This is a genomic window from Collimonas rhizosphaerae (genome assembly GCF_038896935.1).
GTDB lineage: Bacteria > Pseudomonadota > Gammaproteobacteria > Burkholderiales > Burkholderiaceae_D > Collimonas > Collimonas rhizosphaerae.
The window spans coordinates 1-14,477 of the sequence record NZ_JBANDC010000030.1 but is presented as its reverse complement, the minus strand read 5'-3'; the positions used below and the strand labels follow the sequence as shown (position 1 = coordinate 14,477).

Annotated in this window: 13 protein-coding genes and 1 pseudogene; 4 read left to right on the top strand and 10 right to left on the bottom strand. The window is 54.0% G+C overall.

Features of this window, described 5'->3' with window-relative positions; all coding sequences use genetic code 11:
• Position 1: 1 nt before the first annotated feature.
• Both V8G57_RS25240 and V8G57_RS25235 read right to left on the bottom strand, forming a co-directional pair.
• Positions 2-487: a hypothetical protein gene (locus V8G57_RS25240; RefSeq protein WP_342831735.1), complete on the bottom strand. Its 486-nt coding sequence runs from the start codon at positions 485-487 to the stop codon at positions 2-4.
• Positions 488-492: 5 nt separating this feature from the next.
• Positions 493-981: a hypothetical protein gene (locus V8G57_RS25235; protein ID WP_342831734.1), complete on the bottom strand. Its 489-nt coding sequence runs from the start codon at positions 979-981 to the stop codon at positions 493-495.
• A 165-nt stretch (positions 982-1,146) separates the two neighbouring features.
• On the opposite strand from V8G57_RS25235, the gene V8G57_RS25230 reads away from it, so the two are divergent.
• Both V8G57_RS25230 and V8G57_RS25225 read left to right on the top strand, forming a co-directional pair.
• The gene (locus V8G57_RS25230) at positions 1,147-1,461 is read left to right on the top strand and encodes a transcriptional regulator (protein WP_342831733.1); all 315 of its coding nucleotides are present in this window, start codon (positions 1,147-1,149) and stop codon (positions 1,459-1,461) included.
• On the top strand, positions 1,454-1,756 hold the full coding sequence (locus V8G57_RS25225; RefSeq protein ID WP_342831732.1) for a helix-turn-helix domain-containing protein: 303 nt from the start codon (positions 1,454-1,456) through the stop codon (positions 1,754-1,756). The genes V8G57_RS25230 and V8G57_RS25225 overlap by 8 nt, the downstream gene beginning before the upstream one ends.
• On the opposite strand, the gene V8G57_RS25220 is transcribed toward V8G57_RS25225, so the two are convergent.
• From V8G57_RS25220 to V8G57_RS25210, 3 genes are read right to left on the bottom strand one after another with little or no spacing between them, the layout of a single operon-like run.
• Positions 1,753-4,116, bottom strand: coding sequence for a lysozyme family protein (locus tag V8G57_RS25220; protein ID WP_342831731.1), 2,364 nt, complete (start codon positions 4,114-4,116; stop codon positions 1,753-1,755). The genes V8G57_RS25225 and V8G57_RS25220 overlap by 4 nt on opposite strands.
• Before the next feature lies 1 nt (position 4,117).
• Entirely contained in the window at positions 4,118-4,948 is an 831-nt protein-coding gene (locus V8G57_RS25215; protein ID WP_342831730.1) for a hypothetical protein, read from the bottom strand.
• Positions 4,935-6,473: a hypothetical protein gene (locus V8G57_RS25210; protein ID WP_342831729.1), complete on the bottom strand. Its 1,539-nt coding sequence runs from the start codon at positions 6,471-6,473 to the stop codon at positions 4,935-4,937. The genes V8G57_RS25215 and V8G57_RS25210 overlap by 14 nt, the downstream gene beginning before the upstream one ends.
• Positions 6,474-6,620: 147 nt before the next feature.
• On the opposite strand from V8G57_RS25210, the gene V8G57_RS25205 reads away from it, so the two are divergent.
• Together V8G57_RS25205 and V8G57_RS25200 are read left to right on the top strand one after the other, a co-directional pair.
• Entirely contained in the window at positions 6,621-6,818 is a 198-nt protein-coding gene (locus tag V8G57_RS25205; protein ID WP_342831728.1) for a type II toxin-antitoxin system VapB family antitoxin, read from the top strand.
• Positions 6,815-7,186 carry a type II toxin-antitoxin system VapC family toxin gene (locus V8G57_RS25200; RefSeq protein ID WP_342831727.1) on the top strand — a complete coding sequence of 124 codons (372 nt, stop codon included), beginning with the start codon at positions 6,815-6,817 and terminating at the stop codon, positions 7,184-7,186. The genes V8G57_RS25205 and V8G57_RS25200 overlap by 4 nt, the downstream gene beginning before the upstream one ends.
• Here V8G57_RS25200 and V8G57_RS25195 read toward each other — a convergent pair.
• The 5 genes and pseudogenes from V8G57_RS25195 to V8G57_RS25175 form a co-directional block, all read right to left on the bottom strand.
• Positions 7,176-11,105, bottom strand: a complete 3,930-nt coding sequence (locus tag V8G57_RS25195; protein WP_342831726.1) for a defense against restriction DarA-related protein — start codon at positions 11,103-11,105, stop codon at positions 7,176-7,178. The genes V8G57_RS25200 and V8G57_RS25195 overlap by 11 nt on opposite strands.
• A 364-nt stretch (positions 11,106-11,469) precedes the next feature.
• Positions 11,470-11,686 (bottom strand): annotated as a pseudogene (locus tag V8G57_RS25190) (MFS transporter); the annotation flags it as partial.
• A 79-nt stretch (positions 11,687-11,765) separates the two neighbouring features.
• Positions 11,766-12,236 carry a cyanase gene (gene cynS / locus V8G57_RS25185; RefSeq protein ID WP_342831725.1) on the bottom strand — a complete coding sequence of 157 codons (471 nt, stop codon included), beginning with the start codon at positions 12,234-12,236 and terminating at the stop codon, positions 11,766-11,768.
• Between the two features lie 60 nt (positions 12,237-12,296).
• On the bottom strand, positions 12,297-12,959 hold the full coding sequence (locus V8G57_RS25180) for a carbonic anhydrase (protein WP_342831723.1): 663 nt from the start codon (positions 12,957-12,959) through the stop codon (positions 12,297-12,299).
• 1,193 nt (positions 12,960-14,152) lie between these two features.
• Positions 14,153-14,477, bottom strand: a 325-nt coding sequence (locus V8G57_RS25175; RefSeq protein ID WP_342831721.1) for a hypothetical protein, incomplete at its 5' end; no start/stop codon positions are given.

Below are 14,477 nucleotides of genomic sequence, written 5' to 3'. Positions count from 1 at the left end.
GCTAGATCGTCATGATTGGCATGCAGAACATTAAGCGCTGGACATCCATCTCCTTTTGGACGATATCCTGGGCAATCTCGGACGCCGAACGGCCATAGACGTCTACGCCAAGAGAACGCGATGCCTCCAGGTAAACGGCGTTTTCGCGCTCAACGTAAAGAATGAACAATGGACGCACAATCGCCCATTCGCTCTGTGTCAGCGGCGTGTCGATATCGACAAAATCGCTCGTCGGATACAGGTCGGCTGGTGGTGAAAAACGTGGATGCGATGACGAAGACTCCCAGGGGTCGCGCACGTCAAATATGCTGTCCGTGATCGGTGCTGCCGGTAGCAAAGCGTCAAAAGCGCCGTAGCCGCCGCAATATCTAGCGGCAGCCAGCGCTTGGGCAAGCACTGTTTCTTCCTCCAGCACGATACCCACCGGCCGCTCTTTCTCGCAAAAGAGCAACGCCAACACCTTCAGCGTTTTAGAAAACTCCGCCATGGTGCTTAAAGATTGCCTGGAATTTCTTCGTTGAAATAGTGGAAAAACAGCGTGCCCGAGATATTGAGTACCTGCGACCGGTTTTCCCAATCACGATCCGGGTTATCCAGCTGGATAAAGCAGTCATAAATTGGCTTGGCGACAGAAAACTGAGATGGCGTACCTTCATACACTTTGGCGTTAAATTTGCCGCCGGTACGGATCAGATTCAGCATCATTTTAGAAACATGGCCGGCCTTGGTCTCCATCAAGGTGATTTGGCCTTGCTGGTTGATTTTGACCTGCTGCGCCTCCCATTTCGCCGCACCGAGTGGCATAGGGATTTCAATTTCGCCGGCGCTCGACAGTTCAGGCCACGGAAACTGCTTGGTCAGCAACCACATCTGCTCAAAGCCTTCAATTTCAAAGGCAGCATCGCTGGAGATGGCTTTGTCGCCCATCGCCCGTGTGATGTTGTACAGGCTCTGCAGGTAAGCGGGATTGGATACGGTCATGGTGCCCTCATGCGGGTAAGTTAGATAATGCATCTAACTTTAGCCGCTCATATGGGAGGAGCTTGGGAACGTTTTCCATACTCGTCATGGGACAGGCATAATGGCATTTTCATTAGCCGATTAGCAACACTTGCAACTATACGTCAATGACGTATAACAATATTCATGTGCACAGTCATCGAAGCCGAAATTTTTCAACGGTATGCCTCAGAAATATGGTCAGATGCCGAACGCGAGGAGCTTATCAACTGGATTGCCACCAATCCATTATCTGGCGATGTGATACCTAGTACCGGCGGCTTACGAAAGGTGCGCTATGCACGTCGGGGAATGGGCAAACGCGGAGGCGCACGAGTCATTTATTACAACTTGCTAGATAACGGTCAAATCTGGTTGCTGATTGCCGACACAAAAGCCAAGTTCGATAACTTGCCGACCAATTTCTTAAATCAACTCCGAGAGGAAATTCAACATGGATAAAGAGCTCGATCAATTCCAAGCCGATCTACTCAAATCGGTACGCGATATGAAGGCCGGCAAAGCGGCTCGCTCAACAGTCGTTACGGTCTCGCCAATTGCCAAGGCGCGCACCCAGTCTGGGCTGTCACAATCGCAGTTCGCTGCACTCATGGGCGTGTCGGTGCGCACGCTGCAAGAATGGGAGCAAGGTCGACGTGACCCGTCTGGTGCTGCCCGAACATTATTGAATATCGCTATGCGTCATCCGGAAGTCCTGATCGAAGAATCTCAGCATACGGCATCAATTTCATTTTAAGCCCCTGCTGACATTCCCCCGGTCACCACATGGGCAATTTTGCGGTCACGCAAATCTTGTCCCACATCAAACTTCGGAGCAACGATAGTAACCGACGTGCTCGACGACTTGGCATTGAGCCGCGTCGCTGGCGATATTGACGCGATCTCAGGAATATCCGACATCTTCGCAACGGCAGGCGCAGTCGGCATATTCGGGACGGCAGAGATATTCGGCACCGCCGGTGCTTGCGACCTTCCCGCCAGCGATGGAATGACGCTCTTCGCCTGCATCGCTCTCGCATCCTGCGCAAAAAACTCCCCCATGCGCATCTTATTGCCCATATTTGTATAAGCGGCACCAGCGGAGATCGTCCCGTCGCCATACAGGCTTTTATTGTTTTTGATCACGGTGTCGATCCTCAAGCGCTCACTGTCACTAACTTCTCGACTACCTACCAGCGCATCCCGTACGGAGGTTTTCGGATTATTTTTGACCGCTTTTAAAATGCGGCTAGCATCGCCATCACCTAGATTGTGATACGCGTAGACGTTCGCCGCGTCGTCCACACCACCCAGCTTCCGCCCCTTTTCAATATTCTCTCGGGTAAATTCCGCCAGCATCCCAGCCTGGATTTTAGGATCGCTCCGATATTTCTCTGCATCTTGCTTCGACAATTTCCCGGCACCGTCGACGCCATATTTTCTACCATACTTATTGATCATATCGGTCCAAGTACCGTCGAGAAACTGGCCGTAGCCGTGGGCGCTTGATAGCTTCTTACCGTTTTTCTGGATCGGTGCGGCATCCTTATTGAACCCGCTCTCGAAATGCGCGATCTGCGCCACCACGCCAGGATCAACGCCAGCAGAACTCGCTCCACCGACCAGATAGTCCTTTGCAGCCTGCCAGCGCTCATTGACCACACGGCCAATCGGTGCCGCCATCCTGGCAACACGCTCTTGCCCATAATTGGAAACGGCGCCAGCAGCGGCTGTCACCGGCTTGACGACATGCTGATCGACAATCTCCGTAGCAGCAACAGCAGTATTCTTGACTACCGTCGCCACATTGGCGACCTTCGCCTTGACATCAACACCGATTTTCTCTTTGAGAGTATCGTTCGCTGCATTTCCTGCCTGGACAGCGAGATCCTTCACCGCATTGGCAGCATTCCTGGTAATCTCAAATTTATCCTTAAAAAAGTCCGTCATCGCATCCCACCCGTCACTGAATTTCTGAACGCCAGCGTCCCAGGTCGCGGTGATCTTGTCGCCGATCGTTTTCCAGTCGAAGGTGGATAGCCATTCCCCCGTGACCTCACCCAGCTTGTCCCCGATAATACCGCCGACCATCGCGCCAATCGGGCCGCCAAAAGCCAACCCTATGCCGCCACCGATCAATGCACCGATGCCATTGCCGGCACCGGCAAAGCGCCCTTTCCGATTTTCTGCCGATGTTTGATCTGGATCGTCGTTACCGAACATACTGGCCAGCGCGGAACTGCCCGCCAGCAGCGAACCTAGCAATGGCAGGCGTCGGAACAACCCTTTACCGAGCCCGAATAGCCCCTTACCACCCTTGCCCAGCAAATTTCCAAAAATCCCGAGTCCTGGAATTTTTGGTACCAAACGGCTCAGCAATCCCCCTGAGCTGCTACCGGCGGCGGGCTTCTTCTCAATCGCAGCGAGCTTGCGCAGTTGCGCCTTGCTGAATTCAGTCTCGTCCCGGCGCAACCCACGTAACTCTGTCCAGAGTCGCCTGAACCATACCGTCTTCTTCTTTTCTTCCCCGTCACGCCCAAGCAACTTGCCGAAACCTCGTCCGACCGGCGTCACAATCGCACTGAGCTCCTTGGCGGCGGCAATGGCCGGATCCACATCGGGCGCGCGATCGATCGCATTCGACGCCATGGCGCCCACCGCGCCAATTTTTCCGGGGATGACCGAACGACTGGCAATGCCGTCACCTGTTCCCCTGCTTTCGCGCGGCCGACCAAGGCTTCCGCGCGGTGCACTAGGCGTAACCTCTCGGCCAGTGCGCACAAACCGACCATTGGCATCGCGCGCGACTGTCGTTGGAAATGTCGCGCGTAGCGCGTCCTTGCTGACAATCGCCGTCTTCAGCGACGACGTAGGTTGCACAACTGTCCTGGAGGTGATCTGTACCACCTTCGCAGCTGCGGCGCTTTGGCGGCGAGGTAATGCAAGAGTTGGGGCCGTGCTACTCTGGGTAGCACGTTTGGCGCCAGCAGCGCTTGAGGTGAGCGCCAGGCGGATGCCCCGCACGTCATCCTGTATCTCCGCCCACAATTTAAGCGCTTCGCTCCAGTCGGCAGGATCACCGACCAGGAAGCCAAAGCTATCGGATTGAATTGCCATGTCAAGCTACCGGAAAGAAGGAATCGAACTGAGAGAACGTCATTTGAATTTCTTGCACCGTGTCGTCTCGTCGCGACAGGTCGAATTCGATGCTGGCCGGACGCATATACAAAATGCTTTCGTAGCCGCCGCGATTGCTAGCGTCGGTAATGAACGAATGCAAGATGCGGATTTTGACCAGGTATTCGATAGGTACGCCGACACAACCGTCCCGCTTGGTCGCGGCGGCCGCCTTCGATTCAAACCATTTTTTGAGCGTGCCGACCGAATCATCCATGGTGGTTAACCGTAGATCGACGGATTCCAGGCTATGCACCGAATCAATCGTTCCTGATCCAACTCGCACCTTGTCGCCGGTAATCGTCCAGGGCGAATAACTTACTTCAGTTGCAAACAGGTTGAACATGCTGGCGCCATCGCCGGCCGTCAGCTTCGAGACCAACGATTCCATGCTGGACGGCATCAAGTCCGTGACTTCGACCAAAAACAGGTTTTTCTTGGCATACCGGGTTGCCGAGCATTCATCAAAAATCGCCTTGGCTTCCGCCGGCGTGATGCCGCCCAAGAGCGGCGTCGGCGTGGCCCAATAGGCCGCCAATGCGGCTAGGCCGTCCACACGCGGAAAATAATTTGCTAATAGCCCCGAATCCAGAACAGAAAGCGCAGCACCACCAAGATCACCGCTCAACAACTTATTGCCAACACTTAAGCCCGTATTGACCAGCGCGCCCAAGCGCGGCGGCAGATATTTCTTGGCCTGACCAATGGCTGCAATGGCGCCTGCGCTCTTCGGCAAGGCAATATTATTAGCAACGTTATCAAACAGCCCCAATGTCTGCCTCCTCGGTAGCTTTAGCGACCATGGCCTTGGCATAGGCCGCCGCCTCATCTTCGTCTAGCAGCATCTGCTTCGCCAGGAACATGGCGGTCGTCTTTTCATCCAAGCCCATCTCTTTGATCTGAGACATGACCTGCGCCAACATGGCGGCAGAGTTCGCTGACTCCAGGCGCGTTCGCTGCTTTTCGGCTTCCATGGCGGAAATGGAACCATAGAAATTGATGTTCCATGGCCGTTCTTCCTCAGAAAACACAATGCCGTAGCGATGCATCGTGTGCAGATCAATGACGGAATTGAAGAAATCGGACAGCGCACCGCGGATAATCCGAGATTTTTCGGCTACCTGGGCACTAACACGGAAGAAGCCTCCATCACCTAGGCCGCCGGATAATTGATCGGCGAAGCCCAGCATCGACAAGTCCACCCCCAACGCACCACCCAGCAAGCGCGCGTGCATCATCACGTCCTCGATCGACAGTTCCCCATTGCGCCCAGAATCGCCAACTAGCTGCGACAGGTTCGTGAGCTGCTTATCGCCATGGTATGGCAGCACGGTCGTAAATTTCTCCAGAATCGGCTGGCCATGTTCAATCGCCCACTGTGCGCGCTGCTTGGCCTGCTTCAGCATGGTCATGACACCGTCGCCGAATTTCTTCTTCTGATCCGCCGTCATACCATCGCCATTGAAACCAAGAACACGCTCATCAATGGAGTCGGCAAAGCGCTGCCCGATCAAGCCGAGCAGTGACGCGTACAAGTGATCGTAGGCCTCTTCCGCTTGGTGTAAGAAGGATCCGCCCACCATCGACGGCAGGATCGGCAGCTCATCCAGGTCGTTCTCCGACAAGGCCATCTTGATGACTTTATCCTGCACAGCAAACTGCGGCACCCAGACCAACCGCGGCATTTTGAGGCGTAGTAGCTGCGTCGTATCCAGCCGCTCAATCGCCTTGGCACCGGAATACACCATGTATCCCACAGTGCGATTGCCTTTCTCATAGGCTTGCACCATGGGTGGCCGGACAATCTCGCCGAAATACAATTCACGCACACCACTACTATCCACATAAGGCCGCGCGTAGCTGTCCCCAAAGGTTGCGCCGTTATAGGCCATGCAATGCGCCATTTGATTGAGCTTCGGCGTCAAGGCGGCGTCGATCTCATCGACCATCTTGGCGAGTTTGATGTTTTTGATGGTTTCGGCTTTTTTCTCGATGAACACCGTATTGCCGGTCGTCTCATGGCCGCCGAGCGCGGAGGTGACGATCAGTGATAGCGCGCCGGACACAATCGGATCGCCTTCCATAAACGACCATTTCTGATAGATCTGCGCGCGCATGCGGGCAGCGCGGCGACCAGTACCCAGGAGCGACTGCGATGCGGCGCCGAAATCAAAGGCATAAGGATCGTCCTTGCCCAGGTCGTCCACCTTCTCGACATTGCCGGAGAACCATTTTTTTGCGGACGTGCCCATTTTGCCTAAGAGACCGGACACATTCTTCTCAATATCTTTTGCCATGTTCGCTCTGAATCGTCTGTATTCAGCATTGTCGGGTAAAAGATCAACACGACTGTTCGGCGGTTTCCATCTCGGGGAATACATCAAGAACCAATTAAAGCATCATTTGATGCTACAATTGGTTCATCCATTTACAGGGAGCACCTTATGCGTACCACAGTCAATTTAGATGACGCCCTTCTTGCCCGCGCGCAAACATTGTGCGGTTTGGACGAGCGCAATGCCCTGCTGAAGGAAGCGCTGAATGCATTGATTCAGCGTGAAAGCGCGCGTCGCCTGGCGCGTTTAGGCGGCAGCGAACCACAATTGCAAGAAATTGCACGTCGCAAAGGCGAGACGCAATGATTTTGGTCGATACATCCATCTGGATTGACCATTTGCGCGCCGGCAGCCCGGCATTAGCCGGGTTGTTAGAAACGGGACGGGGTTATTGTCACCCCTTCGTCGTCGGCGAACTCGCATGCGGCAGCCTCGGTAACCGGACCGAAATCTTAAGTTTATTGCAATCGCTGCCGCAATTACCCATCGCCACTAACGAGGAAACATTGTTCTTTATCGAACAACACAAGCTCATGGGGCGCGGCATTGGGTATATTGATACGCATCTGCTGGCCAGCACGGCAATCCATGCCGCCCGCCTGTGGACCCGAGACAAACGCCTCAAGACCATCGCTGAAGAGATGGGGCTGGACTATCAGCCAGTTACGCATTAAAGATTGAATCTAACAAGACCTCATTGGCATTCGCCTTCTGGAACACTTGATTTTTACGGATCACTTCAAACAGATTATCGAATGCTGCATTAATTTTGATTCGTTCTTCCCCTTCTGGAAAGGGCTTGTACTGGATATCCAACAGCGGATCATAGTGATATTTATTGTCAGCGAAAGCACTCAAATAATCATTCTGACGTTCTTGCTGCGCCATCCGATCTTCGATCCATGCCTGAAACCCTCTGGCGGAAAGCTCTTCAAGCTGAGACCAGTAGCTCCCCAACTGTCCTTTATCCAACGTAGCCGCCTCAAAAGCAAAGCTTGAAACACTCTTCCCAACAGCAAGCGTCGCCATCGTTTCTCCTTCGCTGGCATAGTAAGCCGCAGCCAGCTTGCGCCACTGACTTCTCTGTTTGGCAATGCGCGAATTTCCCGTCAAACTTGGCGCCAAGAACGCATCAATAGCGAGGACACCCGTCGTGGCATTGCCCGCGTCTTTGATAGCGCGTGCGATTCGATTGCGTGGGGCATCGATGTTATATTTGGCAGTACTAATGTCCTTGTCTGTAAATTTGATCACTTCCGGTGCCCGCTGATCTCCGTCCATGATGGCTCTTTTAAGTGCTTTGACGGCATCGCGTAAATCTCCCTCAGGTAATAAGTCGGGGTTAGCCGTCACGAACTCATTCTTCTTGCTCGATGATTGTGCATTGACTAGCTCATGCATCACATTGTCCAAGGCATGGAAATACTCATGGCCAAGCGATCCACCACCACCCATCTTGGTTAGATTGATGACGCGGTGTACTGGCTCGTAGTGCGCACGAGCTGCATTCTTTCCGCCAGATCCACGCGCGCCAAATGCCATCCCTAGACGGCCTCTAAAGCCTAGTAACTCTTGGTCAATACCTAGCATGTCGGCGAGATCAGACATCGCCGCGGCTGTTTGTTCGACGTGAAACTTGGCACTGTTTGGATCTTTCAACACCCAATTCCCAGACTGCACGTCACGGAAGCCAAGTGCGTCCTTCAGCGCCTGAGTTGAATTCACCGACACCGATCTGCCGCCCTTACGGACATAGGTGTCGGCAACTTTCATCTGGAAATTGATTTCCTTCCTTGTTGCCCCCTTCACTCTTACTGGGCGATCCTTGTCGGCCCACGACCAATCCACAATCTTGCCTGTCTTCGCATTTGTTACATGTCCAGCGAAGGAGTCGGATCCGCCGCGGAAGCTCCGATAATGCAACAGCTTGAGAAAACGATCACCAAATGTGAGCCATGCCCGCGTGACAGGACTTTGCAATTGATTGCGGACCGTCGCCAACATAGTGATCAGTCTTTCCTGTTTAGACAATTCACCAAGGCGGTTGCGCATAACGTCTAGCTTTGGATTAACCTCTTCACGAACCGTCGCGAACCTTGCCCATAGATCATCGGACGTAGTTTTGGCATCGATCATTGCTCTTTCTGCCTTCGGATCAATCGTCCAATTGCGGCGTTTACGAGAGTCAATACCACGTTCAATCGTATAAAAATCGGCCCGCGCTTGCTGCGCCGCTCGATACAATTCATTTGAGGAATCATCCAACTCCTTGACTTCACTCCGTAGAGTAGCCACCTCAGAACGAATGATCTCGATCTGCTCCGTCTCGTCGAGATTCAATTGAGTGCCCGACAACTCGTCTTTGATTTCAGCCAGTACGGCCAAAACATCCACGACAGTAGTCTGGTCCTCTAATCTGTCACGAATCGTTTCCAGGCCAAACGCATAATCTTTACGAGACAGCGCCCCATCCTTTGAAGGACAAGAACCAATGGATGCGAAGACCTTATTAATAAGAAATCCCACTTCCGGGGGCATTCCGCTCTCTTGCAAGGCGGTCCAATCCGTCTTTCCAAATAGATTGGATTTCGTAATCAAGTCTGCGGCCTGCCGTGGATTCTGCTCGATCGCATTCCAATCAACGTCAGATGCGCGCAGTCTTAGGCCGGACTTTCTCGCAATTGCTATGACGCTAGCGGCCTTTTCTTTACGGGAATCAGCAATATATCCCGTATCACCATAGCGGTAGTTCGGGCTATTCGGGTCGTTGGACAGCTCGTCATCGTCGGACTCCGACACCTCTCCGTCCGGCGGCATGTCGTCAACAAACTGCGGGGGCAAGTCGTCCGCCGTCATTTCGGACGGCGACTCGGGAATAGCCGGTGCGGCTAATTCCTTTGGAGTCGACACCTCCACCGCGACGGCTTCAGTACCAATCTCCTGGGAAAATTCTGTCGGCGCAGGAACGGTTTCTGCAACTATTGGAGGTTCGGCCTCCGGCTGCGATTCTGGAGCTGACGTTGGTTCGTCCACAGGATCCATGACGGGATCCATCACTGCCGTCGGTTCCACCACAGCAGGACTAGCTTCGGCAACCGGATCAACGGTCACAACAGCAGGGGTGACGTAAATAAGATCAGCGGCCGCCGGCGGCATCTCACCTTCGGAGATTGGATTGCTACCTTCCGGCGTTTCAATGGCCTGTGGCGCCACGATCTCTTCCGGCGCAACGTCACCCGTCTCGACGGAAACAGGATCCGCGACAGGTTCGGACGGTGTCGCAACCGCGACAATTGGTTCAGGGGCTGATTCCGGAGCTGGCTCAGTGGCCGGCGCGGCGGCAGGATCAACGATAGGTGCCGCCGGCGCGGTGCTGATACTATCCGGAACACCTGGCGTAGACTCCTTCTCGAGGCGCCTGACTTCCAGCTCGCGCTGCAGCCGCGCTAATGTGGCTTTCTTTTCCGTGATCGCTGTCTTCAATGTTTCAATCGCCTGCATGCGAGCAGAGCGCTTCGCATTGGCGCGCTGAAACGTGGCCGAATTCCGTTCGGCTAAGCGCATAAGGCGATTAGCAACCTCGCGCACATTGAGATCGACGCCGCGCTCGGGTGCTGCAACAATCGTCACGTCCTTCTTATTGAGCATCCACTTCCACGAAATGAGATCGTCCGTTGGAGCGATCTTTTGTGGCGTCACATCTGGATTGTGAAAGAAGATGCTGAGCGTCTGCCCGTCCGATAGTTCATAGACCACTGCAACATTGGCTGTTCCCCGCTGCTTGAACGGCTCCGTGATCTGCATGGTGACCGGCTTGACAGTGCCGCCGGTGCGCTCCATGACGCTCTGCAGGACCTGCATCTTGCGTTCAAGCTTCGAAAATGGCGTCACCAGCGCATCGAAGGTATAGACACCTTCCGTATCATCCAGAATATCCGTCACGCTCAACGGGTCGTACAGCAACCCGTCATCATCGTAGCGCCGAATGTCGTACAGCAGCCCGTCATAGGTCTTGCCAATGGGAGACTCACCGTCCCACATTATTTTTTTCATGTTGTCGTACCCTAAAATTGGAAGAGACACCGCGTTGATCGGCTGGGTGTGATTGCCATGCTTGACCCACCATGTGAGTTGAGGAATTGAAATCGGGACGATGTCGCCCAGCCCTTGCCAACCTCGGTGATAGCTTTCCAGATAGGCACAGGATGCCGCTTGCGCATCCGGAAAGCCCAGCATGATTTTGTGCTCATCAAATGCACCGGTCAGCTGATCGACCTGGTTAATCACAAAGGCGGCTCGCGATTCTGGGAAATAGCCGATGAAGACATCGAGTGCATCGCCATCGTTGCCAGTCGTGCCAACGAGATAGCCGTAATGTGCCGACATCCTGTTTTGCCATGGCCGGCCAGCGACATCAACGCCACAACGGAAAGATCCGCGCGGCTGCTCGATAGCAATTGCGATGCCGTGAAAGGTCGTTCTGCCTACTTTGTAATTGCCTGCCAGCTTCTGCGCCTGGGTAGGTTCTGATAGATTGTTGTGCCCCATTGCGCCACGATGGGCATCGGCTTCGATGCGCGTGAATTCGTCCATATACCCTCTTCATTGCAGCAAATGATAGAGGTAACGGGAACGCAGTTAGAGAGGTGTTTTCCAATGGATAATCAATGCCAACTCACACGGTCGATCCCAATTAACGTCCTGACATTATTGGCTTGCCGATGAAGAACTGGCCGGCGGCGGCCATTCAATCGCGGCCCCCCGAGTGCCGGTTTCGTTAAATGCACTGCTTTTAATGCGGTTTGCAAAAACGCCCCCAAGTTACGCGGGTTGGCGGGAAAATCGGCTGCAACGGTTTGACGCAAAATGACGCACTTTTGGAGTGCCCCTCTACGACTGGACAAGTCGCAGGGGGTCATATATGTGTAAGTAGTCACTCGGTTTAATGACGGCAAGGGTCTCCTAGGGGCACCAACAACAGCAATCCCAGCGCATAACTGAGCTGGGCCACAGTGACAATCGAACCGGCAACGCCTTTGCTGATGTCGAATTACCCGGCGATCGTATGCAGCAAGCGGTTGTGCGTAGTAATTGCTGGCCACCGCAACGCCTGTCGCCATTGCCATCAATGTCACTAGGCCGGGGCTAAGCCTGGAAGACGTGCCATTTTCCATCGGCAACGACCTTTATTTCTGCTTGATTCAAAAAAAGCATGCCGCCAGTATTGGTGTAATCCAAGCTGCAACGTCGGTTTTAGTAAGGCTTGTTCGGCAGGAATTTGCCGTCGAGGGTAATCACCGCACGCGAGCCGCCGTCCGGATCTTCCACTCGCTTCAGGTCCAGCTTGAAATTGATGGCGCTGATGATGCCGTCGCCCAGTTCTTCGTGCACCAGCATCTTCAAGGTGGTGCCGTAGATCTGCAGCATTTCGTAAAAGCGGTAGATGGTCGGATCGGTAGGAGTGCCGCCCGGGATACTGCCGCGCAGCGGGATCATCTGCAGCTCTGCCGCCGCTTCCGGCGCGAAGCCAAGATGCTGGCACACCACTTCAGCGGCGGCTTTCGGCAAGGCGTGCTGGCCCAGCAGTGCCGCCGTGACGTAAGCCACGCTCAGTCCGGTGCCTTCGGTCAGCTGCTTCCAGGACAGGTCCTTGAGCGCCTTGGCAGCGATGACGCGAGAAGTGAGGGCGACGCGATTGTCTTGGGATACGTTTGCTTGTTGCATGATGTTTCCTTTTCAGTTAGAGAACGGGGTTAGAACTGCCAGTGATTCAACAGACCGGCATCAAACGGCCTGAGCGCTGCGCTTGGCTTGCGTCGCGACGGTTTGTGGAAATTCGGCGAGCGAGACGAATTGATTGCTGGAGCCGTCCAGCGCCACGATGCCGCCAGTTTCAATGTCGTACACCCAGCCATGTAGGTTGAGGCTGCCTTGTTCCAGCGCCAGGGCGACGGACGGATGGGTCTTGAGGTTGACCAGCTGGGCGATGACATTTTCGCGCACCATCGAACTGAGCCGCGCCGCCGGCGAGGCGTGGGTTCGGGCCGCATTGACCACCTTGGCCGAATCGGCATGGCGCAGCCAGCCTGCCACTGCGGGCAAGTGATCCAGGCATTTGCAGCTGGAAATCGCCGTCATGGCGCCGCAATCAGAATGACCGCAGACCACAATGTCGCTCACGCCCAGTACGGCAACCGCATATTCGACCGTAGCGGTGACGCCGCCTGGCGTCGAACTATAGGAGGGCACGATATTGCCGGCATTGCGGATCACGAAGATGTCACCTGGATCTTGCTGGGTCAGCAGCTCCGGCACTACGCGGCTGTCGGAACAGGTAATGAACAGGGCGCTCGGATTCTGGGTAGTGGCCAGTTCCTTGAACAGGCCGGACAGGCCGGGGAATGTATGCTGCTGGAATTTCAAGACTCCATCGACGATGGATTTCATGGCGTTTCTCCTGGTAGATGTTGAAGTAATTGGGCCATGATGAGCATCTTTAGCTATTAGGTCCAAGACCGATATGCAATCACCTCTATAAGAGCAACCTATAGTTATCAAGAATGCCACTGCGTCATATTCGCTATCTGTTCGCCGTGGTCGAGCAATATAATTTCACGCGGGCAGCGGACTAACCCTTTTGAGAGGATCGGGCAGAGGAATTTACGCCGCACTCGATTATGGATTTAGGGTTTTGGCGGGAATTTGCCGGAATACGTTGATGTGGTGAAGGTTCTCTCGAACGAGAGGGGGGATTGTCGCCGAGCCTGGTGTCTCAAACGTGGGCGAAATTTAGGCGAAAACGGAGATGTTTCCAGCCATCCTGTAACGGCGCGCCCACTTTCGAACTCATTTGCGCCGATTCTGAATTGCAATGTCTGCTTCGGGAAGGCACTAAAGGCGCTTATAAGCCCAGTCTGATCTTAGCTGCCTTCTAGCCATCCTCAACCGCTTTCATCCCGGCATCGATACTGTCGCCAGCCTGAGAATCTGCTCAGCAAAAATATTTGACACCGTGTATTTGTTGAGACGCAACCCGTCTTTGATTGCAGAGGTATCTCGAAGTAATGGCGAAATCTGTAAGACCGCGGTTGACCAAGTCTGGAGGGGTTCAAGGACATACTAGTCCGTTGATCTGATTGAGGCGCCAACCAGCAAATTCCATTATGTCGCTGGCTCTGCCAGCAGACCGAATATATGGATGCAATCTAACCTTCCGCCGCTAATCCGAGTTACCACTTGCAAATTGAGGGCGTCCATATATGAGAACCCCTGCGACTGGACCAGACAGCGGGAAGTATTTGATACGCTTGCTGTGCCTTTACTAAAAGGTAAAGCATCATGCGCTTACCAACGCCAGGACGTCTCAAAATGCATATCAGGAAAGCCATAAAAATCGAAGTCATTCCCCCAACGGCAAAGCCGCGAATGAATTGATTTACCTGTCACAAATGGCAGCTTGTGCAGTCCGGTTTTGCATGAGAACGTAAACTGTGCCACCTGATGCACTATGGTTGCACTGCTGTACCTACGCATCACTATGAAATAGTGGTCGCTTACCAATGATGTAGTTGTTCAATTCGGCACGATCAATCTTAAACAAGGAATCGTCATGGAAGAATTCGCTCAACACCACCCGTCATTTAGTGCACACCATCCGTCGCTAGCAGCGCATCACCCATCGGAGGCTTATCACCATCCATCACTAGCAGCGCATCACCCGTCACAGGCTTATCACCATCCATCACTAGCAGCGCATCATCCGTCGGAGGCTTATCACCATCCGTCGCTAGCAGCGCATCACCCGTCACAGGCTTCCCATCATCCGTCGCTAGCAGCGCATCACCCGTCACAGGCTTCCCATCATCCGTCGCTAGCAGCGCATCACCCATCGGAGGCTTATCACCATCCGTCGCTAGCAGCGCATCACCCGTCACAGGCTTCCCATCATCCGTCGCTAGCAGCGCA